Source organism: Altererythrobacter sp. CAU 1778 (genome assembly GCF_054482795.1).
Window position 1 is genome coordinate 270,461 of record NZ_JBTLRP010000002.1, and the last position, 25,655, is coordinate 296,115.

Below are 25,655 nucleotides of genomic sequence, written 5' to 3' on the forward strand. Positions count from 1 at the left end.
GGTCTGACCGAATGCAAGCCACAGTTGCCGATACAGCGAAGCCGGAAAGTTTGGGAGAGGACGCTTTCGAGCAACGTGCGGGACTGTGGCTTGCGCCCGAACTGGTCCGCTTCGTCGAGGACGAGGCGCTGCGCGGCACCGGCATCAGCGCTCTGACCCTGTGGGAAGGGCTGGCCGACATCCTCGCCCGCTTCGCGCCGCGCAACCGCGAACTTCTGGCCAAGCGAGAAAACCTGCAACAGCAGATCGACGACTGGCACAAGGCCAATCCGGGCAAGGGCGGGGCGCCGGAAAGCTTCCTGCGCGAAATCGGTTATCTGGTCGACGAGCCTGCGGCCTTCACCATCGGGACCGAGAACACCGACAGCGAAATCGCCAGTGTTGCCGGCCCGCAGCTGGTGGTGCCCGTGCTCAACGCGCGCTTCGTGCTTAATGCGGCCAATGCGCGCTGGGGCAGTCTCTACGACGCACTCTACGGCACCGATGCTTTGGGCGACACCGCCCCTCCGGGCGCCTATGACGAGGCGCGCGGGCAGCGCGTGATCGCATGGGGCCGCGAATTCCTCGACCGCGCGGTGCCGCTGGCGAGCGGACATTGGGCCGATATCTCCGGCGTCGACGACATCGTGCTGGCCGATCCGGCGGGCCATATCGGCACGACCGAGGGTGGCGTGATGCTGCGACATAACGGCCTGCACATCCATATTCGCTTCGATGCCGAACACCCGGTTGGCCGCACCGACAAGGCGAAGATCAGCGACATCGTGCTCGAAAGCGCGCTGACAGCGATCATCGATTGCGAGGATTCGGTCGCCGCGGTCGACGCAGAGGACAAGGTGCTCGCCTATCGCAACTGGCTCGGCCTGATGCGCGGCGATCTGGAGGAAAGCTTCGACAAGGGAGGCAAGACGCTCACCCGCCGCCTCAACCCTGACGTCACCTACACCGATGCCGACGGGAACGCGCAAACGCTGCCCGGCCGCTCGCTGCTGCTGGTGCGCAATGTCGGCCATCTGATGACCAATCCGGCGGTGCGCCTGCCCGATGGCTCCGAAGCGCCCGAAGGCCTGCTCGATGCGGTCTTCACCTCGCTCTGCGGGCTCCACGACCTCAAGGGCCTGGGGCAATATCGCAACAGCCGGAGCGGCAGCATCTACATCGTCAAACCGAAGATGCACGGGCCGGAAGAGGCGGCGCTGACTAACGATCTGTTCGACGCGGTGGAAGATCTGCTGGGGCTCGACCGCCACACGATCAAGGTCGGCGTAATGGACGAGGAACGGCGCACCAGTGCGAACCTTGCCGCCTGCATCCACGCGGTGAAGGATCGCATTTTCTTCATCAACACCGGATTTCTCGACCGCACGGGCGACGAAATCCACACCTCGATGCTGGCCGGGCCGTTCCTGCGCAAGGGCCAGATCAAGGCGGAGAAATGGATTTCCGCCTACGAGGATCGCAACGTCCAGATCGGCCTTTCCTGCGGCTTCCGCGGCCGGGCGCAGATCGGCAAGGGTATGTGGGCCGCGCCCGACATGATGGCCGATATGCTCGACCAGAAGATCGGCCATCCGCAGAGTGGCGCGAGCACGGCATGGGTGCCGTCACCGACCGCCGCGACGCTCCATGCGACGCATTACCACAGCTGCAACGTGGCGGAACGGCAGGAACAGCGCGCGGCGGAAAGCATCGCGCCGCTGGCCGACCTGCTTACCGTCCCGCTGGCTGGTGGGACCAACTGGACGCCGGAGGAAGTGCGCGAGGAACTCGATAACAACGCGCAAGGCATTCTCGGCTACGTGGTGCGCTGGATCGACCAGGGCGTCGGTTGCTCCAAGGTGCCGGACATCCACGACGTCGGCTTGATGGAAGACCGCGCGACACTGCGGATTTCCTCGCAGCACATCGCCAACTGGTTGCAGCATGGCGTGGTGACGGCGGACGAGGTCGATGCCGCGCTCAGCCGCATGGCCGCCAAGGTGGACGAACAGAACGCGGGCGATCCGCTCTACGAACCGATGGCAGGCAACGAAGCGACGAGCCTTGCCTTCCAGGCAGCGCGGGCGCTGGTGTTCGAGGGTACGACGCAGCCGAGCGGCTATACCGAGCCGCTGCTGCACCAGTTCCGCCGGCGCAAGAAAGCTTAACTAGAAGCGCATCGTCTCTCCGGCGATCACCGCGCCGGTATTGTCCCGCAAATCCATCTTCAGCGCGCGCGCGCGCCAGTCGATGTCCAGCGTGGCGAAGTTTTCGACAAGATAGAGCGGGCCGATGCGGCTGGCGTCGGCCTCCCGCTCGCTCGCGCCTTCGGATACGAAAGCGGCGTTGAGCGATGACGAGGTGATCTCGACCACCTCTTCGCCCAAAGCGGGCGGGGTGGCGCGATAGAAGCTGCCGGAGTGCCGGTCGCCAGTCAGCAGCGCGATGCCGCCGCCGTTGCGTGCCTTGAGCATACGGTAGAGCCTTTCCCGCTCCAGCGGCAGATTGCCCCACTTTTCGAAATTCTGCGCGTCCGCCAGCACCTGGATCGAGGAGACGATCAGGCGCAGGTCGGCGGGCTTGGCCAACTCGCCTTCGAGCCACTGCCACTGTTCTGCGCCGAGCATGGTCTTGGCGGGATCGCTGTGCGGCACGTAGGGGCCCAGCGGCGGGCGTTCCTCCGTCTGCGGACCCTTGGTCAACGGGCTGCGGAAGAAGCGCGTATCGAGCACGATAATCTGCACCCGCTGGCCCGCCGGGCCGACCGTCACGCTGTCGTAGATGCCGGGCCGCGAACGTACGGCGGCAGAGGAATTCCAGAAGGCTTCGAAAAGGTCTTCGGATCGCAGCTTGTAGGGGAACTCCCCTCCGGCGTCGTTGGGTCCGTAATCGTGGTCGTCCCATGTCGCGAGTATCGGCACATCGTGGCGCAGGGCGGTGAAGCCCGGCTCTGCCCCGAGCATGGCGTAGGCATTGCTGAAGGAGGCAAGCTCCGGATCACCGGCCCAGCCGCGATCGCCATAGACGTTGTCGCCGATCATCATGAACAGCTGCGGGCGCGTCGCCCCGATCAGAGGCCACATGTGCTGCGGACTGTCCTGCCGGTTGCAACTGGCAAAAGCGATTCGGGTCAGTGGCTGCGCGGTGTCGAGGACGGCTGGAGACATCGCTGGGTCCGCCATAGACAGCGTGCCCGACGTAATTTCAACGGGCCCGGAAACGAAAGCGGCCACCCCTGACAGGGCGACCGCAAGGATGATCGAACGGAAGTTCAATCGGGTCATGAGCATCAGAACTCGTAGCTCACGCCCAGCTGAATCTTCCAGAGCGAAGAGGAACTCTGGATTTCCGGATCGCGCGGACCGGTGAACTCGTCATAGACATAACGGCCCTGGCTATCGATCCGATTCGCACGGATGACGCTTTCGCTATATCCGTAACGCTTGTAGACGTTCTTGTCCGAGTCCAGCAGATTCAGGAAGTTGTCGAAGTCCGCGAACAGCTTGATGCGGTCGTTGGTTAGACCGAACACGCGTGCCGGGCCCGGCAGTTCCTGGCTGAAGCGCAGGTCGAGGTCGTAGAACCAATTGTTGCGGCAGCTGTTACGCGGCAGCACCGAACCACGGTAGTCCGAGACACACGAGTTGGCGTTGATGAAGGCATCCAACTCACTCTCCGCAGTGGCGTTGGTGTACACCACGTTCGGATCGCCAACCCCGGTCGGGACGTAAAGCAGCGAATTGAAGTCGCCGCTCGCGCTGTCGTTCAGAACGGTCGAGATATTGTCCCACACGATCGAATACGGACGACCCGAACGGGCGACAAAGATCGCACCGACGCTGGTCGCGTAATCGCCGAAGAAGGTTTCCTCGAAATTGATCGCCGCGCTGATGTTGTGTGAGGTCTGGTACTCAGCCGTCGCAACATCGACATTCTGACGGTCGAAAGCCGCCACGATGTCGAAGCTCGACGTCGCGGTGGAGCTGTTGTTGTAACGGTTGTTCTCCGCGTCGGTGTAGGCATAGCCGAGGTTCAAGCGGACCGAGCCACCGTCGGTCAACAGTCCGCGGTTCCAATACTTCGACAGGATCGCCGAGAAGATCTTGCTCTCGTAGCTCTTGCCGTTGGTTAGCTGGATTTCGTCGTCCCGGCTCGTTCCGAAGCAGGCTCCGGTGACGTTGGTGTAGGTCGGCGGCGAGCCACCCTGGTCGAGGAGGGTAGCGTCACAGCCGTCTCGTGTCGGGTCGATCGCGGCGTAGATCGGACGACCATCGACAGTATAGCCGTCAAGGCCCTGCGAAGGATCGACGACCTGAGAAAGGTCGACGAAGTCCACCGGGTTCACGAACTTCGAGTAAATGAAGTCGAGATCGAGGTGCCAGTCGCTGAAGAAGCCCGTTTCGGTGCCCAGATCGGTCGAAAGTCCGAGATTGGCGCGCCACACGGTCGGCATCTTAAAGTTGGGATCGGTCGATTGGGTATCCGCAAAACCGCCAGCTGAAGCTGAAGATGCATTATTAATCACACACTGCGGAATGCCCGTGAACGAGCCCGCCGGAGTAACGTCGACCTGCGTGCCTTCAGCACAGCCATTGCGGCCGGTCTGGCCAAAGCCAACGGCGTAACCGTTGTTCGAAAAGGCATTCGACACATATACCGCCGGATCGCCTCCGGTGAAGCGACCGACGCCGCCCTTGATCTTTGTGTTAGAGATGAAACCGTTGTTATACAGGTCGTAGGTTATGCCCAGACGGGGCAGCACCACCGGATCGATCTTCCCGAACGAATTCGCATTGGTGAACCCGTAGCGATTGAAGAAGTTTGGGTTGTGATCAGGAGCATCGCCCGAAAGCCACTCCAGACGGACGCCAGCCTGCAATTCAAGCTGATCAGTCGCCTGCCAGTCGTCCTGGATATAGGCCACCCAAGTGTTCCGCTTCCAGTTGGCTGCAGCGTCGTTGATGTCACCTGATGCGGTAAAGTTTCCGTACGAACCGGCTGCGTCACCTGCATTGATCGCTGCTCCGTCGGGGAAGGTGTTGGAGCCGCCCGACAGGATGCCGTTAGCGAAATCGGTCAGATTGTTGAAGGTCAGCGTACCGGTCGAGTTCTGTGCGAACAGGTTGAACACATCGAGCTGATTGAATTCGGCACCGATTGTGATCTGGTGCGCATCGAAGTCCATGCGGCCAAGCGCCTTGACCTGCGTCACCTTCGTCTTGAGATCATTCGATGTGCGCGAAAAGCCAGGGCCGGCGACGATCGAACCGAATTCGCCGTCATTTTCGACACCGACGACGAAGCGCGGAATCGGATTGGCATCTTGCGCCTCACCGCCACCGACCGGGCCCTGCACGTCCTGCACGTCGGCGCGGCTGAACCGCAGTTCCGTTGAGAAGACGTCCGACCAGGTCGAGTACAGGCGAAGCGAGTAATAGTCGCTCTGCGTACCCTCGTCTTCGAAGCTGTTGAGACCGGTCAGAACGTTGGATGTTTCGGAGAAATCGTCACCTTCGACGTTCGTTTCTTCGAGGTGCTGATAAGTTGCCTCAAGACGATGATCGTCGGTGATGTAGGCGTCAATACGACCGAAATAACGCTCGCTGCCCTCGGCCAGGCCGCGGGCGAGACCGCCGGTTTCATAACCGTAAACGTCGCTGAGGATCTGCGAGAACTGGTCGAACTGTCCCTGCGTCACGAAGTCGAGTTCGCGGGCATAGCCTGCACCGATCGGACCTGCTTCCTGGCTGTCGCCAAGGTCGGTCTTTTCATAAGCGCCGAAGAAGAACAGGCGATCCCTGATGATCGGGCCGCCGAGCGAAACGCCCCAGCGCTTTTCCTTGTAGGAAGAGCCGCTGAAGTCGTCGCCACCGGCCTTGTCGCCCTGCAGGTCGTCGCTGGCATAGGTGTAGAAGGCCGAGCCATGAAACTCGTTGGTCCCGGACTTGGTGACGACGTTGATAGCACAGCCGGTGAACTGGCCGTACTGGACATCGAAGGGTGCGAATTCGACCGAGGTTTCGCGAACCGCGTCATAGGGCAGCGGCAGCGAGTTGCGGCTGGCGAAGGGCGTGCCATTCAGACCGAACAGGTCGGACTGGGCAATACCGTCGACAGTGAAGGAGTTCGAACGGTCGTTGCCGCCAAGGCAGGACACCCGGTCGACTTCGTTCGAACGGTCAAGGCTGACACGCGGGTCAATGCGGATGATGTCGCGCACGTCACGCGAAATCGACGGGAAGGCTTTAATCGTGCCTTCGCCGAAAGACTGGCCGGGGCCGATCGCACGAGTCGAAAGCTGCACGCGGCTGCCGGTCACGACGATAAGGTTTTCGCCAGATGCCGAGCCGTCTTCAAGCGAGAAAGTAAGCTGGGTGTTGCCCTGCAGGTTGATGAATACGCCTTCTACCGATTGCCCTTCGTAGCCGCCAGCGGTTGCTGTAATAGTGTACGGGCCGCCAGTAACGAGGCTGTCTACACGGAATTGGCCGTCGGCTCCGGTCGTCGACGTGCTGCTCGCACCTGTGCGGGTGTCGGTTATCACAACGCTTGCACCGCTGATCGAAGCGCCGTTGGCGTCGGCCACGCGGCCTTCGATCCCCGAAGTGATCTGCTGTGCAGCAGCGGCGGTAGGCAGTACGACTGCCGTTGCGGAGAGGCTAAGTGCGCTCGCCGCGAGAAGATACTTAAGTTTCATGACGTCTGGGTTCCCTGTTTCGACGTTGGGCACCGGACCGCGAATCCCTTCGGCCCATGGTTGGCGCTCCTAAACAGGGGAGTTGTGACGAGTCTATGACAGCCTCTGCAGAGGTTTCACGGCGCTTGCCAATATATTTTCTATAGCCAAATAGTGGCGGTTAAGTTGATGAAATATAGTAGTTAATCACTGTTGCCGCATTGCAACATAAGTTGCAAAATCACTCGTGAGTGGATAATCTTGCCAATATCCTGAGGTCGTCAGACCAGATTGATTTCGCGCAGGCGCTGCATCAGGTAGTCGTCCGCGCTGATCGGGGCGTAGGCCGGATCATCCGAACGCGCGATGCCTACCTTGTCCGGGTCGATCATGAAGTCCGACCGGAAGTGCAGGAAGAATGGCATCGAATAGCGCGAGCGGCGGGCGGCTTCACCGACCGGATTGACCACGCGGTGGGTGGTGGAGCGCAGGCGGCCTGCTGTCAGGCGTTGCAGCATATCGCCGATGTTGACGACCAGCGCACCTTCGGGCGGGTCGATCGGCATCCAGCTGCCATCCTTGCGCTGAAGCTCCAGCCCGGCTTCTTCCGCGCCCAGCAACAGGGTGATGGTGTTGATATCCTCGTGCGCGGCGGCGCGTACGGCGCCTTCGTTGCCGGGGCGCACGGGCGGATAATGCAGCAGGCGCAGCACGGAATTGCCGCGCTCCACCGTGGGGGTGAACCAGTTGCGGTCCAGCCCCATGTGCAGCGCGATGGCCGACAGGATGCGGGTGCCCACGCTCTCCAGCGTGCGGTACAGCTGCTGGAAGGTTTCCTCGAACTGCTGGACCTCTGCTGGCCAGACATTGGGCGGCATCGTCGCATTGAGCGGATCGCCCGGCTCCAGCGTCTGGCCGACGTGCCAGAATTCCTTGAGGTCGTGGACGGCGGCGTCCTTCGCTTTTTCGGTGCCGAAGGGCGTGTACCCGCGCGCACCGCCGCTTCCGGCGATGGCGTAGGCGCGCTTCAAATCATCGGGCAGGTCGAAGAAAGCGCGGGCGCGGTCCCACGCCTGATCCACCAGCGCATCGGGAATGCCGTGGTCGCGGACGACGCCGAAACCCAGTTCCTCGAAGCTGTGTCCAAGCTCTGTCGCAATGCTTTCGAGCGGCTGTTCCAGCGAGACGCTGGCAATGGTCATTTCTGTCGAAGTCATGCCCGCGCCCTTAGCACAATCAGGCGAGGAACAAGCCCGCCAATGCGGCGCTCATCAGATTGGCGAGGCTGCCTGCCGCCAGCGCGCGCAGGCCCAGCTTCGCGATGACCGGGCGCTGGTTGGGTGCAAGGCCGCCGGTCACTGCCATCTGGATCGCAATGGAGCTGAAATTGGCGAACCCGCACAGCGCGAAGGTGACGATTGCGCGCGTCCGGTCGGACAGCGTTCCCGGCTCCATCGCGCCGAGGTCGATGAAGGCGACGAATTCGTTGAGCACGATCTTGGTGCCGAACAGCCCGCCCGCGACCTGCGCCTCGCTCCACGGAATGCCGAGCAGCCACATCACCGGCGCGAAAATCGCGCCGACGATCGCCTGGAACGACAGTTCGGGATAGCCGAACCAGCTGCCGATTCCGCCAAGAATGCCATTGGCCAGCGCAACCAGCGCGACGAAGGCCAGCACCATTGCACCGACCGCGACGGCCAGCTTGAGCCCGGTCTGCGCGCCTTGCGCGGCGGCTTCGATGATGTTCGCGGGCCGCACGCCGTCCTCGAAGGTTTCGGCCATTTCGACCTCGTGCGGCTTGCCTTCGCTTATCGCCGCCGGGCCTTCGCCGCTCAGGCGACCACGCGGCAGGGTGAGTTCGCCTTCCGCTTCGGGCGAGGGGCCGCCTTCGTCGGGCATGATGATCTTGGCCATCAGGATGCCGCCCGGCGCGGACATGAAGGCGGCGGCGAGCAGGAACGGCAGATAGTCGCTTCCCAGCAGCCCGGCATAGGCGGCCAGGATGGTACCGGCGACGCCCGCCATGCCGACCGTCATCAGCGTGAACAACCGGCTGGGCGCCAGCGCGGCGAGATAGGGGCGGACGACCAGCGGGCTTTCGCTCTGTCCGACGAAGATGTTGGCGGCCGCGCCCAGCGATTCGACTTTGCTCACGCCCGTCAGCCAGCCGATCGCCCCGCCGACCCAGCGCACCACGCGCTGCATGACGCCGAGGTAATAGAGGATCGAGACCAGCGCCGCGAAGAACACGATCACCGGCAGCGCGCCGAGCGCGAAAGTGTTTGCCAACGGGTTGGTCGCCGAGGGACCGAACAGGAATTCCGTGCCCTTGTTCGCATAGCTCAGCAGTGCGGCGACTCCATCCGCCATCCACTGGATCGCAGCGCGTCCCCAGGGCGTCCGCAGGACGAGGAAGGCGAGCAGCGCCTGCAATGCGAAGGCCGCGCCCACGATCCGCAGCTTGATGCGTTTCTTTCCGGTCGAAAGCAGAAAGGCGATGAGCAGGATCGCGCCGATCCCGAGCAGGCTGAACAATTGCGGCATGGACCCCCCGAAGGTCGAATTCGATGTGCGCAGGCGGATTCGGCCCGCGTGTCAAAGGGGGAGCATTATGGGCATCCACAGGCAAAAGCCAGCCACCCACGGCTCGGCGCTTCCCTTTTGCCCGCAGAGTTAATAGCCCCCACGGGATGAACGACACTTCGACCATTACCATGCCGCGCGGCCTGTTCGTCTACACCCTGCTTTATGGCGGGATGACCGTGGCGGCGGGCGTGCTTGCCTACAAGCAGGTGCAGCTTTGGCCGACCAACCTCGCGGTAGAGGCAGGCATTTTCGCTTTCCTGCTGCTGGTGGTGATTTCCAGCACCATCGCCCAGCTCTACGGCCAGGAACGCGCGCGCAGGCTGGTGTGGTGGGGCTTTCTGCCGCTGGCCATCTCGGCGGTTCTCATCCTGCTGGTGCTGCGTCTGCCCGCCTCGCCAGACATGATCGCATTCCGCGGAGAGGACCTGGCCGCGTTCGAGCGGGTGCTGTCGCAAACGCCGCGCATCATGCTGGCTGGCCCTGCAGCCTACATCGTATCGCTGTTGCTCAATGTCTGGATCTTCGACCGCCTGCGAGGTTCGGGCGAGGGCGAGGGCGTGTCGCTGATGGTGCGCGGGGCGATCGCCTCTGCGCTCAGCCAGGCGATCGATTCGGTGATCTTCGTGACGCTGGCCTTCTACGGTCAGTTCGACATCACGCCGCTGCTGATCGGGCAGGTGCTGGCGAAGGTTGCCCTCAGCATCGTGCTGGTGCCGTTCCTGATTACCGGCGGCGTCAAGCTGGCGCGCTGGCTGGACCGCGGTACGGCCTGATCACCGCCCGTTCGACTGGCGTTGCGCCTCGGCCTGCGCCGCGGCGGCGGCGCGCTGGTTCGCGGCGTTCATTTCGGCGGGCGTGACCACGCCATCGACATCGGTATCGATCGCGTCGAAGGTCTGCGCCATCACGCGGCGATGCTCGATCAGCGTGACGCTGCCGTTCTTGTCGAGGTCCAGCCGCTGCATGAAGGGTGCGGGGTCCGCCGGTTGCGGCTGGGCGGCAAGGGCCGCGAATTCTTCTGCCGTCAGCGTCCCGTTGTTGTCCCTGTCCAGCCGCGCAAAGATCTGCCTGTTGGCGGCCAGCACCTGCATTTGCGCCTCGCGCGTCTGCGCGGCGGCAGCTTCCTGCCCGGTCACGTTGCCATCGCCATTGGCATCGAGCTTCGCGTGTTCGGCATCCATGACGGCGAGATATTCGGCCCGCGCGACCGGTTCCGTCACCGCCTGCATGGAAAAGACCAGACCTGCGGAAATGATAACTGCCGACATCGCTTAAGCTCCCTGTAACGCCAAATTATCAGCAAGATGGGGCAGCAGCGGCGCCTTGTCCATCCGGTCTGCCATCCAGATACCGAAAGCCCCGGTTCCGAGGGGGATCGAAACCGGGGCCGGTGTTGCCCCCACCCTGTTGAGCGAGGCAATCAATGTTCTGGCAGTGCTCTGGTCGTCAGACGTTCAGGCCTGTCGGAATGCGTGCGCCTTCCTTCAGATAGACGCGATTGTCGTCTATCTTCTCGACATCGTCCATCGAGAGGAAGTGGTGCATGTCGTCTGCCGCGTCGGACTTGGTCAGCTTGATCTTGTCACCGTCGACGTCATCGACAGTGCCGATATGCTGGCCGTTGCTGTCGGCGACTTCCATGTGTTCCTTGATGCGAAACTTCTCGAACATAGATACTCCTGAATTCTGGTTTTGCGTCATTGTCTCAATGACTTACAAGCAACCAACGGTTCAGGACCGGTTTTCGTTCCGAGGTTTCCCACAGCTCGTCGCTGCCAGGGAACGGCTCGCTTCAACATGTCCTCCTCACCATCCGAAGGAAGTGAAATACCAGGCGTAGAATGCAAGCCAGCATACGCCGAACAATGCCCAGATCGCCCATTGCGGCAGGCAGGGGCGCAGGCGCTCGCCGAGCCATCCCGATAGCAGCGCCACGAGGAGAAAGCGCGGCAAGCGGGCGAACACGGTCTGCAACAGAAATGCGGGCAACGGGACCATGTTCAGCCCGGCGGCGAAGGCGTAGAGTTTATATGGCACGCCGGTGAACGACCCGGCCAGCATCGGCAGGAAGCCGCCCATGCCGTAGCTTTCCACCGCATCGTCGAGCATTTGCGCGCTTATCCCCGGCACACCGAGCAGCAACGGGCGCGTCAGTTCCGGCAAGGTCGCCGCGCCCATGTAAACCACCGCTCCGCCCAGCGCGGCAAAGACGGCAGCGAAGCACGCCGCCAAGACGCCCTGTCGCCAGCCCCAGCGCAGCGCCACGGCCATGATCGGCACATCCGCGACGATGAAGAACACCACCGCCTCTGCCAGCGCCCAGACGGCGGCCAGTCCGATCGCGGCGAAGGCCATTGCGCTTTCCCCTTCCGTCTAGATTGCGAAGAAGTAGTTGGTGAGATGGAAGAACACCGGCGCGGCAAAGCTGACCGAATCCATCCGGTCGAGGGCGCCGCCATGCCCTTCGATCATCGTGCCCCAGTCCTTCGCCTTCAGACTGCGCTTGACCGCGCTCAGCACCAGTCCGCCAACGAAGCCGGCCAGCACGATGGTGAGCGCCATGCCCGCCGCTTCCAACGGAGAGAAAGGCGTGATCCAGAACAGCGCCGCCCCCACTGCCGATGCGGAGAGTCCCCCGCCGATAAGGCCTTCCCACGTCTTGGCCGGGCTGACGCGCGGTGCGACCTTGTGGCGGCCGAACAGCTTGCCGAAGACATATTGCAACACGTCCGAAAGCTGCACGACGGTGATCAGGAAAAACAGCAGCAGGAAGTTCTCCTCGAGCCCCGGAATGTCCAGGATCAGCAGCGCCGGGGCGTGGCTGATACAGAAGACGGTCAGCATCAGCGCCCACTGGATGCGAGCGGTGCGGGGGAGGAAGTCCTCCGTCTCGCCCTTCATCACCGACAGCAGCGGCAGCAGCAGAAACGCCCAGACCGGGATCAGGATCGCGAACAGCGTCTGCCATTCCACAGCGATCAGCCAGTATTGGAGCGGTATGAAGAGATAGAATGCCGCCGCCACCGCGCGGTGATCTTCCGGCCTCGTGGGCGTAAGCGACAGGAATTCGCGCAGGCAATAGAAGCTGGTCAGTGCGAACAGCACGATCGTCACCATCTTGCCGAAGGTGAATGCGACCGCGAAAATCGCGATCATCAGCCACCACGCCTTGATCCGCGCATTCAAATTGTCGATCGTCAGCCTGCCGCCTTCGCTGGTCACGCGCCGGGACAGCACGAAGCCCACCAGCGAGGCGACCAGCAGCAGCGCCAGCACGCCGCCGAACAGGGTGATCATCGTCGGGCTCAGGCTCAGGCTCATGCACTTTCTCCTTCAGCCAGTGCCGCGACGGCGCCTTGTGCGCGCGCGAGGAAAGCGTCCTTGTCCTCTCCTGCCATCAACTCCACCGGCGGGCCGAAATTGACCACGCTGGTGATCGGCGCCGGGATCAGCGCGCCCTTGGGATAGGCGCGGGCGAGATTGGTGAGATAGACCGGCACCAGCTGCGCCTGCGGAAAGTCGCGCGCGAGATGGTAGAGGCCGGGCTTGAAGCGGCCCGGCGTCGCTTCGTTCCGGCGGGTACCTTCGGGGAAGATGATCAGGCTTTCGCCGCGCTCCAGCACCTCGCGCATCGGGGCGAGCGGGTCGCGGCTGCCGCTCCGCTCCACCAGCACGGCATTGAGCACATCGATGGCGACGAAGCGCTTTATCGCGCCGGTGCCCCAGTAGTCATGCGCGGCCACCGGATGCGTCGTGCGGCGCAGCGCGCCCGGCAACGCGGCCCACAGCAGGATGGTGTCGAGATGGCTCGCATGGTTGGCGAAGTAGATCCGCTGCGTCAGGTCCGGCTCGACTCCGCGCCAGCGCGGATGCCCGCCAACGAGGAAGCGCGTGGCGGCGAAGATAGCCTCGCCCACCAGCCGCGCTATCATTGGCCCCGCGCCTTGCCACGCAGCCCGCGCCCGATGCGCCAGGTGCGGATCAGGCAGGTCAGCGCGGCTCCGGCGACGATCAGCCAAAGGCCCCACGCGATGAAGGGATTGGCCGGCAGGAAGGCGGCGAGCAGCGCGGCGAGGGTCAGCACGAACATGCGGTGCTGCTTGGCCATCGGCCCGATGAAATCCTGCGGCAAGCCCAGCGCCCCGCCGGTCGCGCGGACGTAGGCCGTGCCGAATGCGAGCAGCGCCGCGCCGTAGCCCAGCTCGACCTCGCCTGCGGCATATCCCGCAGCGATCAGCAGCAGCGCGTCCTCTATGCGGTCGGGCACTTCGTTGAACAGCGGTCCCGTCGCGCTCGCCTTGCCGCTTTCCACCGCGACCAACCCGTCGAGCATATTGGCGAGCAGTCGCAGCTGGATGCCGAGCGCGGCGAGCAGGAAGAACCACTGGCTCTCGTCCGTCCTGAGGAATCCCCACGCCCCCATCGCGGCGAACAGTATGCCGATGGTGCTGATCGCATTGGGGCTGAGCCCGATGGCCGCGAGCGCGGACGCCAGGCTCTGCGCCCAGGCGGCAGAGCGCGTACGCAATGGCCTGCGATTTTCGTAGCTGGCATCCTGCTGTGTCACGCAATCCCCCTGTGGCGCTTTCGCCTGAAGCGCATGACATCTCGCATTTCAATCGCGGTGTTGCCAAGCCTTCGATTGCAAGGGGTTCGCCTTTGGGAAAATCCGACGAGATCGGGTTTGCACCACGCCGCTGCGGCGCGCGCCGCGGGGCGAAGGACGGCTGGTTCTGGAGGTAGCGCGTGTTTGCCCGCGCCGTCAGCCCAGCTGGCCGGGATGCTCGCCGTCGGTCATGTGCTGGAGGAAAGCGTCTTCCTCGTCGCCGTGAATGTCCGGCGCGGGGCCTTCGGGCGTCAGCGGGCTGGCGCGCAGTCCCGCGCGGCGCGAAAGGCGCTGCGGTTGCACGACGCCTCTGGTGCGGTCGGGGGCTGCGATGGTGCTGTGCATCGTCATCGGTCAGGCTTCTCTCGAAGGCCGCGTTGATCGGGCGGCTCTGGTTGGGTGTGCCCGGCCATGTGGGGGAGGGGGGAGCCACCGGCCGGGCAAGCAATCAACCGCCGGGAATCCCTGACGGTTCCCGCCAATTCGCGCGGCCTGAGCCATTCCGCTTTTCGCTTGCGACGAACGGTTGGGCATTCCCTCCGGCCCAGCGAAAACGCCCCTCCCGCGAGCGCGCGAAGAGGGGCGTCATGGGCGAGGGCAGGGTGGGAGGCCTTGCTGCTCTTCCCGCCTCGCAAGGGCACGTGCCGTGTCACCGGAGCTTCCGCCGCTGCCGGCATGTCAGGAAGACAGGGCCGGCAAGTGGCGGGAGGGCAGGTGCATCCGCAGTCCGCGCCGTGTCGCCGCCGGTCCGCCGGTTCGCAGCGACTCGTTGGCACGATGGCAATATACGCCCGCCGATGCCTGCAATTATGCCGGAACCGTGGCCGCGAGGCCGCAATTCGACCGGTTTTCGTGCCCGTTTTATCCCCGCATGAATCATCCCCCTTGCTATCGAATCGCAGGCATGATTCCCTATATTGACCATTCGCCCGCAATCCGCACCCAGCCAGGGGACCACAAGATGTCGTTGCTCGAAGCCAGAAAGACCTACAAGCCCTTCGAATACCCGTGGGCGTACGAATTCTGGAAACGCCAGCAGCAGATCCACTGGATGCCGGAGGAAGTGCCGCTGGGCGAGGACTGCCGCGACTGGGCGCAGAAGATCTCCGAGCACGAGCGCAATCTGCTCACCCAGATCTTCCGCTTCTTCACCCAGGCCGATGTCGAGGTGCAGGATTGCTACCACGACAAGTACGGCCGCGTGTTCAAGCCGACCGAGGTCAAGATGATGCTGACCGCCTTCTCCAACATGGAGACGGTGCACATCGCCGCCTACAGCCACCTGCTTGACACCATCGGCATGCCCGAGGCGGAATACAGCGCCTTCCTCGAATACGAGGAGATGAAGGACAAGCACGATTACCTGCAGCTGTTCGGCGTCGACACGGACGAGGATATCGCCCGCACGCTGGCCGTGTTCGGCGGCTTCACCGAAGGGATGCAGCTGTTCGCCAGCTTCGCCATGCTGATGAACTTCCCGCGCTTCAACAAGATGAAGGGCATGGGGCAGATCGTCAGCTGGTCCGTCCGCGACGAGAGCCTGCACTGCGAAGGCATCGTGCGCCTGTTCCACGAATTCGTGAAGGAGCGGGACTGCTACACCAAGGCGGTGAAGGAAGACATCATCGACATCTGCCAGAAGTCGGTGCGGCTGGAAGACAACTTCATCGACCTCGCCTTCGAAATGGGCCCGGTGCCCGGCATGACGGCGAAGGAGATCAAGAAGTACATCCGCTACATCGCGGACTGGCGGCTGGGCCAGCTCGGCCTGCAGCCGATCTACATGGTGGAAGACCACCCGCTGCCCTGGCTCGCCCCGCTGCTGAACGGGGTGGAGCACGCCAACTTCTTCGAAACCCGCGCGACCGAATATTCCAAGGCCGCGACCAAGGGCAACTGGAACGACGTGTGGTCGAGCTTCGACAAGCGCCGCAAGGCCAAGGCCGCCAACGAGGAAGAACTGGTCGACGAAGGCCCGGACATGTTCGGCGACGACAGCGGAGCCGGGGTGCAGGCGGCGGAGTGAGTTAGAACTTTGCCGCCGGTTCCACCTGATGACAATCTCCCGGCAAGTGTCCAAGACGCGCTGGCCGTGGTCCAGGGTGACGCAGCCGTAGGTTTGATAAAAGCGATCAACCACCTCTTTGGTGGGCTCACTAATTACCTAACAGCTTGGACGCGTCGACCCACGCAGGCTGTAAATGATAAGACAGACGCCAAGTCAGAAGTGGTAAAAGCCATCGCTAGGGCTGCGGCGGAAAAGGCGGCTTCAGATCCCGAATTGGTTGAGGCCGCTGTCCAAGCTTGGCTTCCCAAGGAATTTCGTAAACAAGAGAACAAGGCGGCGGTTATAGAGCAGGCCACTCAAGCTCTGTTAGAGAATCAGGAAAACCAAGCTTTGCTAGAGAATGGCGCAACGCCAGCCAAGGATCGAGATATAGAAAGTGACTGGCTGAACTCTTTCGAACGCTACTGTGAAGATGCCAGTTCAGAGAAGATGAGGCAGCTTTGGGGGCGAGTACTGGCTGGTGAAGTGGCAAAGCCAGGCGCCTTCAGTAAAACTGCGATACGCCTTATATCCGAACTCGATCAAAGTTTGGCAGTCTCTTTTGAGAAAGTCTTGCAACATAGTTTGGCAAATACGATCTTTCTGGCAGATACTTCGTACGAAAAAGAAAACGTAGACGAACTCCTCGAGCTAGAAGCCGCGGGAATGATATCTGGTGTTTCTGGATATCTTAGTTGGACGCCTAACATAGATGATCGAGGATTATTTACGCTCGCTGGCAGATGTTATGGTCTTGTCGGGAAAGTCTCAAAGATGGGAAATCTGTCGGCTCCAGTCATTGCGCTCTCAAAGATCGGGATTCAGTTGCGCGAAATTTTACCAGAAACCGATGAAACTTCCAAACTCCGGTCAGTCTCGAAATATCTTACAACTAGAGACCGTAATTTTTCGTCGGATGCAGTGATATCTGGTATCGCGTTGTGCACAATCAACGAGCAAAAGGGGGCGGGAAAATCGCTCGAACTTCTTGAAGTACTTTGGGGCGATGATCCGTTCTCTAATAATTAATTAGCTTGAGTACTTGTTAATCCAAATTTCTTTGTAGAATTTCCATTTGCAAATTTCTTTTCTCGAGATCGCCACCTACTACCTGATCGCGGTCAACTTCCTCGCCTTTGCGGCGTTTGGTTGGGACAAGGCGCAGGCGGAGAGCGGCGGCTGGCGGGTGCGGGAGAACACGCTGGTGCTGCTTGCCAGTGTCGGCGGGATCGTGGGCGCGCTCGCAGGGCGGACACTGTTTCGGCACAAGACGCGCAAGCCCGGCTTCCTCGAACGGATGCTCTCCGGCGCAGTGGCCGTGCCCCTCTTCGGCGCAGTGGTGTGGTTTTTCGCTCCGCCGCTGAAACCGATGGACCCGGAGGCGCGGGCGCAGATGCAGGCCGTGATGGGCAGCGTTACCTACTCCGGCTGCAACGAGGTCCGCGCGCTGGGCAAGGCTCCGCTCCACTATGGCGAGCCGGGCTATCGCAGCGACATGGACGGGGACGGCGATGGCGTGGCTTGCGAGCCGATCCGCTAGCGCCCCTCCCGACTGTCCTACAGCCCCGCTCCGCCGCTATCCTGTGTTCCCAATGCAGGATTGCCGCCGGGGTCGTCCTACGCTGGCGCGCGGGTCGGCTCATTCGGAAATGACGTAGCCGCCGGGGTAGATCTCGGCCCGTTTCTCCCGGCATTTCGAGCAGCGCAGGTGGCGTTGCAGCTTGTGGATGTGCATCGGCTGGCCGCTGCGCTGACAGCGCCGGATCAGGCGCATCGGCTGCACCTCCAGCTTGTGCCCGCAGGCGGTGCAGAAGATCTGCACCATGTAACCGTGATTCAGGAAGTCGAGCAGGGTGTTGAGCCGAATCTTGGTCATGCCGCTCATAGAACAAAACGCGAACCACCGCGCAAGCCGCTAATGTCGTGCAAACCGCTTATGCACACGAAAAGAGGCGACACTCGGAAAATGAGTGCCGCCTCTCTCGGGTCCGGGGCGCTGCCAAGGGGAGGGGGAGCAGCGCGCCCTTTGCGTCCGGTCAGGAGGTCAGGAGGGGGAGGGAATCGTCACGCTCCTGCCGGACGGATCGGGTTATTCGGGGTCGGAGCCTGCTTCCGTGTCAGCCCGCGTCTCGGCCTTCACCCTGGCATCGGCAGAGACGCTTTTGCCCGGTGCCGTGGCGCTGGCGCCGAGGTTTGCGTTGGCGGTGTTGTCGGTCGCCGCGTCCAGCGCGTCGATCGCGCGGGCGGTGGAGCTGTCGACCGTGGTCGCCGCGGTGTCGGCGGCGACTTCCGCAGTGCCCGCGACGCGTTCTGCGGCGGCAGTGGTCCCGGTGGTCGCGCGGTCGGTCGCGGCTTCCGTCTCGACATCCGCTGCGACAGTGGTGTCGGTGCCAGCGGCCAGCGGGCCTGCCGCGGCGTTCGTCGTGGCCTGTGCCTGGCCGGTCACCTTGCCGACCAGCTGGGCCTGCGCAGCGGTGGCGCTCATGGCGAGGGCGGCGGCGCCGAGGAGTACGATGGTCTTCATATTCACAATCCCAATTCGTCGCCCCGTAATTGCGGGGCAGGGACAGTGATGACGCGCAAAACGGCGGCTGGCTCCACGCTTAGCGACGAAACGAGCGCCGAAAAACGACCGGATGAGGCCGTTCATTTGCGGTTTAGCGCAGGTTTATCCGCGGTTCACTTTTCGGACCGTGATCGGGCCGCGATCGAGCGCAGAAATCAGATCGTCCAGCTGTCTGGATTGGGCATCGGTGCGCGTTTCTGCGCCGCGATGAGGGAGAAGATCGTGCGAATCAGCACCTGCACCGCCACCGCGACGAGGATCAGCACGCCGATCAGCACCACCGTCAGTACCGCGCCGACGATCGATCCGATCAGCCCGATCCAGAACGTGCGGATGAGGTAGTCGTAATGGCTCGTCTCCCATTCCGCATGGGGATTGGACTTCCAGATATAGGCCAGCACCACGCCGACGATTGCCGTGATTCCGGTGATCACCCCGGCGAGGTACAGAAGCGTGACGATGGTCGGCTGGTTCGCCTCGAAACCGCCGCTGTTGGCGGGTGGTTCGGTGCGCAGCGGGTCATGGGGCGGCGGGGCCTGGCCGAGATCGGCATCCCGCTGTCCGGTCAGGTCGGCTCGCTGTCCGGACAGGTCGCCATTGTTGCGCGGATCACTCATGCTGCCTTTCCCTCGTCTGGTCCCTGCCGCACAACGTAGCGGAGCGCCGCGTCGGAGTCACGGAAGCGGGTAGGGCGGTATCGGGCGCAGCGCGGAGAAGTCCTCGTCCAGCGGCGGATGGTCCAGCGCAGGCCAGTCGAGCGGCGGCGCCGGCACGTCGAAATCGGGCAGCCGGTCCAGCAGGTCGCGGATCAGCGTCAGCCGCCCGTGCTTCTGGTCGTTGTAATCGACCACGGTCCACGGCGCGTGGCCCGTGTGCGTCGCCGCGAACATCGCCTCGCGCGCGGCGGTGTAGTCGGCGAAGCGGCTGCGCGCCTCGATGTCGATGGGCGAGAGCTTCCAGCGCTTGAGCGGATCGTCCAACCGTTCCGCGAAGCGTTCTTCCTGGTGCGCCTGGTCGCAGCTGAGCCAGTATTTGAACAGGTGGATGCCGTCGTCGGTCAGCAGTTTCTCGAACACCGGCACGTCGCGAAGGAAAGCATCGACCTGCTCGGGCGAAGCGAAGCCCATGACCCGCTCCACACCCGCGCGATTGTACCAGCTGCGGTCGAACAGCACGATTTCCCCTGCCGCAGGAAGGTGCGGGACGTAGCGCTGGAAATACCACTGCGTGCTCTCCGCCTCGGTCGGCTTGGACAGGGCGACCGTGCGGCATTGGCGCGGATTGATCCGTTCGCGAATGGCTTTGATCGTGCCGCCCTTGCCAGCCGTGTCGCGCCCTTCCAACAGGACGGCGATCCGCGCGCCGGTGTGCTTCGCCCAGCGGGCCATGGCGACGAGTTCCAGCTCGAGCGGCTCGAGCAATTCTTCGTAAGTTACGCTTTTCATCGCGCCAGCCTAGCACCACCCGCCGCGCACCGCACCCCATCCGGTGGATCGCGCGAGCCCGGCATCGATCATGTGGGTGGCGAGGTCTTCGGTTCGGCCATTAGCTGCGACGCGGCGCGCTGCGCGCAGTTCGCGCCCGTACTTGTCATAAGGCGGCTGCGTCCCACCATCGAAACTGACCGGCCCGGCATTGATCCAGCGGTGCAGTTCGTCGCGCGCGCGAAGGGCGAGGGCCGTCTCCGCCGCGCATTCGCCCGCCAGTTCGGGCGCATTGTAGCCGGTCAGGCGGATGCGACGCTGGCCGATCGCGATGGTATCGCCATCGATTACGCAGCCCGCCGCACTGGGGCCCGATCCGCAGATGGAAAGTCCGCGCGGCGCAGGTGCCCACTGCTCCGGCACGAGGGTGAACTGGCGGAACACAAGGAACGCACCAAGCAGCAGGACGAACGTCAGCAAGGGCCGCAATCGCGGCCACAAGCGCCTCCGCCGTTTTCGGCGCGGGAATGGGCGGGTGTGGAAGCGCGGCGGCTTCGCCATGCGTCGCGTCAGTCCGACGGTGCCGTCATGTCGATGGTAGCCACGGTTTCGCCGCCGCAGCCGATGATCACGCGCCCGTAGGCGGGAAGTGCAGGCGCAAGGGTACCGCGAACTTCCTGCCAACCGCCACGCTGGCCGGGGTCGTTGAATACCAGCAGTTCGAAGCGCTGGCCCGGCGGCATCATCCGGTCGGTCAGGCCAGGGCGGAGCCGTGCGGTGTGGCCGGGCGGCACCGCGACCTCTCCGACGACGGTGAGCACGCTGCCGTTGGCGGCATCCGGGGCAGGGGCGATCGCCGCGCGCCAGTTGTCGCTCGCCGGGCAATCGGGCGGGCCGGGCCGGGTGACGCACGCATTGGTGGCGAGAAAGGCTGCCATCAGCGGTGCAAGACGGGCGATGCGCATGGCCGGCACTCTATCTCGCCCAAGCGCGGACGCAAGAGCGACTCCGCTTTCCCTCGCGCCGCCGAGCCGCTAAAGCGCCGCGCGTATGAGCACCGACACCACCACGCTGGCCAAGGCCGAGACCCTGATCGAGGCGCTGCCCTATTTTCAGCGCTACGCCGGACGCACCTTCGTCGTGAAATACGGCGGCCACGCGATGGGCGACCCCAAGGCCGCTCGCGAATTTGCCGAAGACATCGTGCTGCTGAAGGCGGTCGGGATCAATCCGGTGGTTGTGCACGGCGGCGGCCCGCAGATCGGTGACATGCTGAAGAAACTGGGTGTCGAAAGCACGTTCGTCGATGGTCTGCGCGTCACCGACGCCGAAACGGCCAAGATTGCCGAAATGGTGCTGTCGGGCGCGATCAACAAGGAACTGGTCGGCTGGATCGCTCAGGCGGGCGGCAAGGCGATCGGCATTTCCGGAAAGGATGGCGGCCTCGTCACCGCCACCAAGGTGCAGCGCACCATGAAGGACCCGGACAGCCAGATCGAGCAGGCGGTGGACCTCGGCTTCGTCGGTGAGCCGGCGATGGTCGATACCACGATCCTGGAGACCGCCAGCGCATCGGGCATGATCCCTGTGGTCGCGCCCATCGGAGCGGGCGCGGATGGCCAGACGTACAATATCAATGCCGATACGATGGCCGGCGCGATTGCGGCGGCGCTGGGCGCAGCGCGGCTGTTCCTGCTGACCGACGTGACCGGCGTGCTGGACAAGCAGGGCGAATTGCTGAGCGACCTGACGCCCGCCGATGTTGCGCGGCTGCGCGAAGACGGCACGATCAGCGGCGGCATGATCCCCAAGCTCGAAACCTGCACCCATGCGGTGGAGGCTGGGTGCGACGCAGCGGTCGTGCTCGACGGGCGAGTGCCGCATGCCATGCTGCTCGAGTTCTTCACCGCGCGCGGTGCGGGCACTCTTATCCGGGCGGAAGGCGCGTGATGCGTCGCACTGGCCTGCTTCTTCCGGCTCTCGCGCTGTTCGCCTGCAATCAGGCGCCCGGCGATCAGGTGACAACGGCACAGGACGATCCCGTCGGAACGGAAACGCCCCGGCCGCCGCAGCCGGTCGGCCCGACGGCGGAGCAGATGGCAGCGCGCGTCAGTCGCGACTGTCGCACCGTGGTGCAGGCCTATTCCGGCGCCCTGCAGATGCGACAATTCGCCTTCGCGGCAGAATTCTGGCGCGATCCGGTGATCGACGACGCGCGGCTGGATGCGCTGTTCGCCGATTACAATTCGCCACGCCTCGCGCTAACCGACGTCCGCGAGGAGGGCGCGGCAGGCTCGCTCTATTGCACGGTCACCGGCACGTTGACCGACGGCGACGGTGACAGCGACCCGCAGGACGGCGAAATCGTGCTGCGCCGGGTCAATGATGTCGACGGCGCGAGCGAGGAGCAGTTGCAGTGGACGATCCAGTCTTCCAGCTTCGTCGAACCGCTCGAACAAGCGCGTCGTTGAGGACGTTTGCAGCGCTGTTGATACAGTTTCGCTTCATCCGCTAGAGAACAGGCAAACGGGGCGGTCCGCCAGTCGGAACACCGCTCGCAAAGGAAAGGCACTTCGCCCGTGTTACTCGTTACCCTGGTCCAGATACTGGACGTCCTGATCAACGTGCTGGTGATGCTGATCATCATCCAGTTCGTGATCGGCCTGCTGTTCGCGTTCAATGTGATCAATGCGAGCAACCAGTTCATCACGCAGGTCTACACCTCGATCGACGCGCTGCTGCGGCCGGTACTCAATCCGATCCGACGGATCATGCCCAATGCCGGCGCAATCGACTTTTCGCCGCTGGTGCTGATCATCGGGCTGACCATCCTGCAGATCATCCTGACCAATCTGGCGTATAGCTACGCATGAGTGCGCAGATGATCGACGGGAAGGCATTCGCTGCCGGCCTGCGCGAGAAGGTCGCGACTCACGCCGCTGCCTTCGAACGGCAAGCGGAGCGCAAGGCGGGCCTTGCCGTCGTGCTGGTGGGCGAGGATGCCGCGAGCCAGGTCTACGTTCGTGCCAAGGGCAAGGCGACACTCGCTGCCGGCATGGAAAGCTTCGAATATCGCCTGCCCGCCGAAACGCCGCAGGACGAACTCGTCGATCTGGTGCGGAAACTGAACACCGATCCCAATGTCGACGGCATCCTCGTGCAGCTTCCGCTGCCCAGGCACCTCGACGAAAAGGCGGTCATCGCGGAAATCGACCCCGACAAGGACGTGGACGGCATCACGCCTGCCAACGCGGGCCGACTGGTGCTGGGGATGGATGCGCTGGTGTCCTGCACGCCGCTGGGCTGCATCATGATCCTGCGCGCTCTGGTTGGCGACCTGTCCGGCATGGACGCCGTGGTGGTCGGCCGCTCGATCCTCTTCGGAAAGCCGATGGCCCAGCTGTTGCTTGCCGAGAATTGCACCGTCACCATGGCGCACAGCCGCACTCGCGACCTGCCCGATGTGCTGCGCCGCGCGGATATCGTGGTGGCAGCCGTGGGCGTGCCGAACCTCATTCGCGGTGACTGGCTGAAACCCGGCGCGATCGTGCTCGACGGTGGCATCAACCGGCTGGAGCCGGAACCGGGCGAGGACAAGGGGCGCATCGTCGGCGACGTTGCCTATGACGAGGCGACGCCCCACGTGCGCGCGATCACGCCCGTGCCGGGCGGCGTCGGCGCTACGACCATCGCGGTCCTGCTGCGGAACACCATCGTCGCCGCCTATCGGAACGAAGGGCTGGATCTGCCCGAGGGTGCGCTTTGAAATACGTCATCGCCCTGATCGCGCTAGCGCTGGCAGGCTGTTCCCAGCAGGCCCCGCGGTTCACCAGAACCCAGATCGACCGCGCCCTGCAAAGTGCGCCGGGTGCCGCGCAGCCGGGGCAGATCGTCGCGGTGGAAAAGGCCTTTGCCCGCGCCGCGCGGGACGAGGGGCAATGGACGGCCTTTGCGGAATATGCGGCGCCCGGAGCGATCCTGCATGGCCGCGGCGGCGGCATCGCGGCGGCAGGCTGGCTCGCCGCGCAATCCGACCCGGCAGAGGCCGTGCAATGGGCGCCCCGCGCGGTCTGGATGAGCTGCGACGGCTCGCTGGCGGTCAGCCAGGGGCGCTTTCTCGATCCCAACCGGAAGGTCGGCACCTTCGTCACCGTGTGGCAACAGCAGCCTGACCGCAGCTACAAATGGGTTTACGACGTCGGCGCACCCGACAATCCGCAACCCCCCGCTCCGCCTCCCGAGGCACCGCGCGGCGAGTTCGACATCGTGGTGACCGGGATCGATTCGATCGAAGGCCGCACCGCAGATTGCGCGCGCGCCAGAGAGGATGTTGCGGCCATGCCCCCAGCGCTCGCAGCCGCGCGCTCGACAAATCCGGAGTACAGTTCGCGGGACGGCACGCTGTCCTATACCTGGGCGCACTCGCAAACGGGGGAGCGGCACTTCGTCGCGACCTGGCTGCGCGATGGCGAATGGCAGACCGCGCTTGACCAGCGCTTCGCCCCGGCAACGTCGAACTGACCCGCGCGTGAGCGAACTCTTCGTCTCCGCCTTCATCACTCTGTTCGTGGTGATCGACCCGCCGGGCTGCGCCCCGATCTATGCCGGGCTGACGAAAGGCGCGACACCGGCGCAGTCGCGCGTCATGGCGGTCCGTGCCTGCGTGATCGCGGCCATCATCCTGGTCATTTTCGCGCTGTTCGGCGAACAATTGCTCGCCGCCCTGCATATCGAACTCGACAGCTTCCGTATCGCAGGCGGGCTGATGCTGTTCTGGATCGCCTTCGAGATGGTCTTCGAGAAGCGGACCCAGCGAAGGGAGGAGCGCGCGGAGAAAGTCGTGGCCGAACAGGTCGAGGACGTGTCCGTGTTCCCCATGGCCATGCCGATGCTGGCCGGTCCTGGGGCAATCGCTGCAATCATGCTCCTTCAGAACGAGGCGCAGGGGACCGAGGCGACGTTCATCGTGCTCGCCGCTCTCGCCGCGGTGCTGGTGCTGACCATGCTGGCGCTGATCGCGGCCGGCCCGCTGATGCGCGTGTTCGGCGACCGCGTGGAGGCGGTGGTGACGCGGTTGCTCGGAGTTCTGCTTGCCGCGCTGGCGGCGCAATATGTGATCGACGGGCTGCGCAACAGCTTCGGCATCTGACCCGCTATTGCAGCGTGACGCGTTCCTCGTCCGGATCGCTGCGCCCGAAGAACTGCATCAGCTGGATCAGCATTTCGCAACGCTCGCGCAAGGTCGGCGCTTCGAGCAAGGCCTGCTTCGCCGCCCCGTCGAACGGAGCGATCTGGGAAACGCCGTTAATCAGCGTCAGATCGTCGAGCCGCTCGACCGAATCCCAGTCCACGGCATAGCCTTGCATATCGGCAAAGGTCCGCGCCTCGCTCTCGAACCCTGCACGTTCGACTGCGCTGAGCACTTCGTCGTCGGTATCGTCGATCAGTTCCGCGTCAATCTGGCGAAAGGCCGTGGTGACGTTCCGCTCCCCAATCATACGGAAGCGGGATTCGCCTTCGAGGATGATGTTGTAACGCCCGTCGTCGAGCGCTTCGACATCGCCGATGCGGCCGACGCAGCCGATCTTGAACAGCTCGTCTCCGCTGTCCGGGCCGATGGGCTGGATCATGCCGATCCGCCGGTCGCGCGCAAGTGCGTCGGACACCATGGCGCGATAGCGCGGCTCGAAGATGTGGAGCGGCAATTGCAGACCCGGAAAAAGGATCGCGCCGGTAAGGGGGAAAATCGACAGCCGCTGGCTCATGCG

29 protein-coding genes are annotated in these 25,655 nt (G+C 63.6%); 11 read left to right on the top strand and 18 right to left on the bottom strand.

Translation table 11 applies throughout. The features are described from left to right. The first annotated feature begins 11 nt into the window (after positions 1–11). The gene (locus ACXYN8_RS09365; protein ID WP_458889162.1) at positions 12–2,147 is read left to right on the top strand and encodes a malate synthase G; all 2,136 of its coding nucleotides are present in this window, start codon (positions 12–14) and stop codon (positions 2,145–2,147) included. On the opposite strand, the gene ACXYN8_RS09370 is transcribed toward ACXYN8_RS09365, so the two are convergent. The 4 genes from ACXYN8_RS09370 to ACXYN8_RS09385 form a co-directional block, all read right to left on the bottom strand. After that, a complete protein-coding gene (locus ACXYN8_RS09370) occupies positions 2,148–3,146 on the bottom strand; it encodes an alkaline phosphatase D family protein (protein ID WP_458889163.1) in 999 nt (332 codons plus the stop codon). It abuts the gene before it with no gap. A gap of 122 nt (positions 3,147–3,268) precedes the next feature. Further along, positions 3,269–6,676, bottom strand: coding sequence for a TonB-dependent receptor (locus tag ACXYN8_RS09375; protein ID WP_458889164.1), 3,408 nt, complete (start codon positions 6,674–6,676; stop codon positions 3,269–3,271). A 260-nt stretch (positions 6,677–6,936) separates the two neighbouring features. Further along, entirely contained in the window at positions 6,937–7,872 is a 936-nt protein-coding gene (locus ACXYN8_RS09380; RefSeq protein WP_458889165.1) for an isopenicillin N synthase family dioxygenase, read from the bottom strand. Between the two features lie 19 nt (positions 7,873–7,891). After that, a complete protein-coding gene (locus ACXYN8_RS09385) occupies positions 7,892–9,202 on the bottom strand; it encodes a NupC/NupG family nucleoside CNT transporter (protein WP_458889166.1) in 1,311 nt (436 codons plus the stop codon). Between the two features lie 146 nt (positions 9,203–9,348). On the opposite strand from ACXYN8_RS09385, the gene ACXYN8_RS09390 reads away from it, so the two are divergent. Beyond that, complete coding sequence (locus tag ACXYN8_RS09390; RefSeq protein ID WP_458889167.1) at positions 9,349–10,017, top strand: queuosine precursor transporter; 669 nt, start codon at positions 9,349–9,351, stop codon at positions 10,015–10,017. On the opposite strand, the gene ACXYN8_RS09395 is transcribed toward ACXYN8_RS09390, so the two are convergent. From ACXYN8_RS09395 to ACXYN8_RS09425, 7 genes are all read right to left on the bottom strand, one after another. Then, on the bottom strand, positions 10,018–10,512 hold the full coding sequence (locus ACXYN8_RS09395) for an EF-hand domain-containing protein (RefSeq protein WP_458889168.1): 495 nt from the start codon (positions 10,510–10,512) through the stop codon (positions 10,018–10,020). Between the two features lie 178 nt (positions 10,513–10,690). Then, a complete protein-coding gene (locus ACXYN8_RS09400; RefSeq protein WP_458889169.1) occupies positions 10,691–10,915 on the bottom strand; it encodes a DUF2171 domain-containing protein in 225 nt (74 codons plus the stop codon). Between the two features lie 135 nt (positions 10,916–11,050). Next, positions 11,051–11,599 carry a hypothetical protein gene (locus ACXYN8_RS09405; RefSeq protein ID WP_458889170.1) on the bottom strand — a complete coding sequence of 183 codons (549 nt, stop codon included), beginning with the start codon at positions 11,597–11,599 and terminating at the stop codon, positions 11,051–11,053. 18 nt (positions 11,600–11,617) lie between these two features. Beyond that, complete coding sequence (locus tag ACXYN8_RS09410; RefSeq protein WP_458889171.1) at positions 11,618–12,565, bottom strand: phosphatidate cytidylyltransferase; 948 nt, start codon at positions 12,563–12,565, stop codon at positions 11,618–11,620. After that, positions 12,562–13,176, bottom strand: a complete 615-nt coding sequence (locus ACXYN8_RS09415) for a lysophospholipid acyltransferase family protein (protein ID WP_458889172.1) — start codon at positions 13,174–13,176, stop codon at positions 12,562–12,564. Before ACXYN8_RS09415 ends, ACXYN8_RS09410 begins: the two co-directional genes overlap by 4 nt. Next, the gene (locus ACXYN8_RS09420; protein WP_458889173.1) at positions 13,173–13,811 is read right to left on the bottom strand and encodes a CDP-alcohol phosphatidyltransferase family protein; all 639 of its coding nucleotides are present in this window, start codon (positions 13,809–13,811) and stop codon (positions 13,173–13,175) included. Before ACXYN8_RS09420 ends, ACXYN8_RS09415 begins: the two co-directional genes overlap by 4 nt. 195 nt (positions 13,812–14,006) lie before the next feature. Beyond that, positions 14,007–14,201 carry a hypothetical protein gene (locus ACXYN8_RS09425; protein ID WP_458889174.1) on the bottom strand — a complete coding sequence of 65 codons (195 nt, stop codon included), beginning with the start codon at positions 14,199–14,201 and terminating at the stop codon, positions 14,007–14,009. Between the two features lie 610 nt (positions 14,202–14,811). Between ACXYN8_RS09425 and ACXYN8_RS09430 the strand changes: the two genes are divergently transcribed. From ACXYN8_RS09430 to ACXYN8_RS09440, 3 genes are all read left to right on the top strand, one after another. Then, entirely contained in the window at positions 14,812–15,876 is a 1,065-nt protein-coding gene (locus ACXYN8_RS09430; protein ID WP_458889593.1) for a ribonucleotide-diphosphate reductase subunit beta, read from the top strand. A 66-nt stretch (positions 15,877–15,942) separates the two neighbouring features. Beyond that, complete coding sequence (locus ACXYN8_RS09435; protein WP_458889175.1) at positions 15,943–16,926, top strand: DUF2806 domain-containing protein; 984 nt, start codon at positions 15,943–15,945, stop codon at positions 16,924–16,926. A 46-nt stretch (positions 16,927–16,972) separates the two neighbouring features. Further along, positions 16,973–17,437: a DUF1294 domain-containing protein gene (locus ACXYN8_RS09440; RefSeq protein WP_458889176.1), complete on the top strand. Its 465-nt coding sequence runs from the start codon at positions 16,973–16,975 to the stop codon at positions 17,435–17,437. Between the two features lie 99 nt (positions 17,438–17,536). Here the strand turns inward: ACXYN8_RS09440 and ACXYN8_RS09445 are convergent, their stop codons facing one another. The 6 genes from ACXYN8_RS09445 to ACXYN8_RS09470 all read right to left on the bottom strand — a co-directional run bounded on the left by ACXYN8_RS09445 (position 17,537) and on the right by ACXYN8_RS09470 (position 20,852). After that, entirely contained in the window at positions 17,537–17,773 is a 237-nt protein-coding gene (locus ACXYN8_RS09445) for a hypothetical protein (protein WP_458889177.1), read from the bottom strand. Positions 17,774–17,986: 213 nt separating this feature from the next. Then, on the bottom strand, positions 17,987–18,421 hold the full coding sequence (locus ACXYN8_RS09450; protein ID WP_458889178.1) for a hypothetical protein: 435 nt from the start codon (positions 18,419–18,421) through the stop codon (positions 17,987–17,989). A gap of 197 nt (positions 18,422–18,618) precedes the next feature. Next, entirely contained in the window at positions 18,619–19,080 is a 462-nt protein-coding gene (locus tag ACXYN8_RS09455) for a DUF4870 family protein (protein ID WP_458889179.1), read from the bottom strand. A gap of 57 nt (positions 19,081–19,137) precedes the next feature. Continuing rightward, a complete protein-coding gene (ppk2, locus tag ACXYN8_RS09460; protein WP_458889180.1) occupies positions 19,138–19,908 on the bottom strand; it encodes a polyphosphate kinase 2 in 771 nt (256 codons plus the stop codon). 9 nt (positions 19,909–19,917) lie between these two features. Next, positions 19,918–20,367: a thermonuclease family protein gene (locus ACXYN8_RS09465; protein ID WP_458889181.1), complete on the bottom strand. Its 450-nt coding sequence runs from the start codon at positions 20,365–20,367 to the stop codon at positions 19,918–19,920. Positions 20,368–20,456: 89 nt separating this feature from the next. Further along, the gene (locus ACXYN8_RS09470) at positions 20,457–20,852 is read right to left on the bottom strand and encodes a hypothetical protein (protein WP_458889182.1); all 396 of its coding nucleotides are present in this window, start codon (positions 20,850–20,852) and stop codon (positions 20,457–20,459) included. An 85-nt stretch (positions 20,853–20,937) separates the two neighbouring features. Between ACXYN8_RS09470 and argB the strand changes: the two genes are divergently transcribed. The 6 genes from argB to ACXYN8_RS09500 all read left to right on the top strand — a co-directional run bounded on the left by argB (position 20,938) and on the right by ACXYN8_RS09500 (position 25,036). Next, entirely contained in the window at positions 20,938–21,837 is a 900-nt protein-coding gene (gene argB / locus ACXYN8_RS09475; RefSeq protein ID WP_458889183.1) for an acetylglutamate kinase, read from the top strand. Next, positions 21,834–22,358 carry a hypothetical protein gene (locus ACXYN8_RS09480; RefSeq protein WP_458889184.1) on the top strand — a complete coding sequence of 175 codons (525 nt, stop codon included), beginning with the start codon at positions 21,834–21,836 and terminating at the stop codon, positions 22,356–22,358. Before argB ends, ACXYN8_RS09480 begins: the two co-directional genes overlap by 4 nt. A 108-nt stretch (positions 22,359–22,466) precedes the next feature. Next, a complete protein-coding gene (locus ACXYN8_RS09485) occupies positions 22,467–22,760 on the top strand; it encodes a YggT family protein (RefSeq protein WP_458889186.1) in 294 nt (97 codons plus the stop codon). Further along, the gene (gene folD, locus ACXYN8_RS09490; protein ID WP_458889187.1) at positions 22,757–23,653 is read left to right on the top strand and encodes a bifunctional methylenetetrahydrofolate dehydrogenase/methenyltetrahydrofolate cyclohydrolase FolD; all 897 of its coding nucleotides are present in this window, start codon (positions 22,757–22,759) and stop codon (positions 23,651–23,653) included. Before ACXYN8_RS09485 ends, folD begins: the two co-directional genes overlap by 4 nt. After that, positions 23,650–24,408 carry a hypothetical protein gene (locus ACXYN8_RS09495; protein ID WP_458889188.1) on the top strand — a complete coding sequence of 253 codons (759 nt, stop codon included), beginning with the start codon at positions 23,650–23,652 and terminating at the stop codon, positions 24,406–24,408. The genes folD and ACXYN8_RS09495 overlap by 4 nt, the downstream gene beginning before the upstream one ends. Before the next feature lie 7 nt (positions 24,409–24,415). Next, positions 24,416–25,036 carry a MarC family protein gene (locus ACXYN8_RS09500; RefSeq protein WP_458889189.1) on the top strand — a complete coding sequence of 207 codons (621 nt, stop codon included), beginning with the start codon at positions 24,416–24,418 and terminating at the stop codon, positions 25,034–25,036. A gap of 4 nt (positions 25,037–25,040) precedes the next feature. Here ACXYN8_RS09500 and ACXYN8_RS09505 read toward each other — a convergent pair whose 3' ends face one another. After that, complete coding sequence (locus ACXYN8_RS09505; protein WP_458889190.1) at positions 25,041–25,652, bottom strand: LON peptidase substrate-binding domain-containing protein; 612 nt, start codon at positions 25,650–25,652, stop codon at positions 25,041–25,043. Positions 25,653–25,655: the final 3 nt, after the last annotated feature.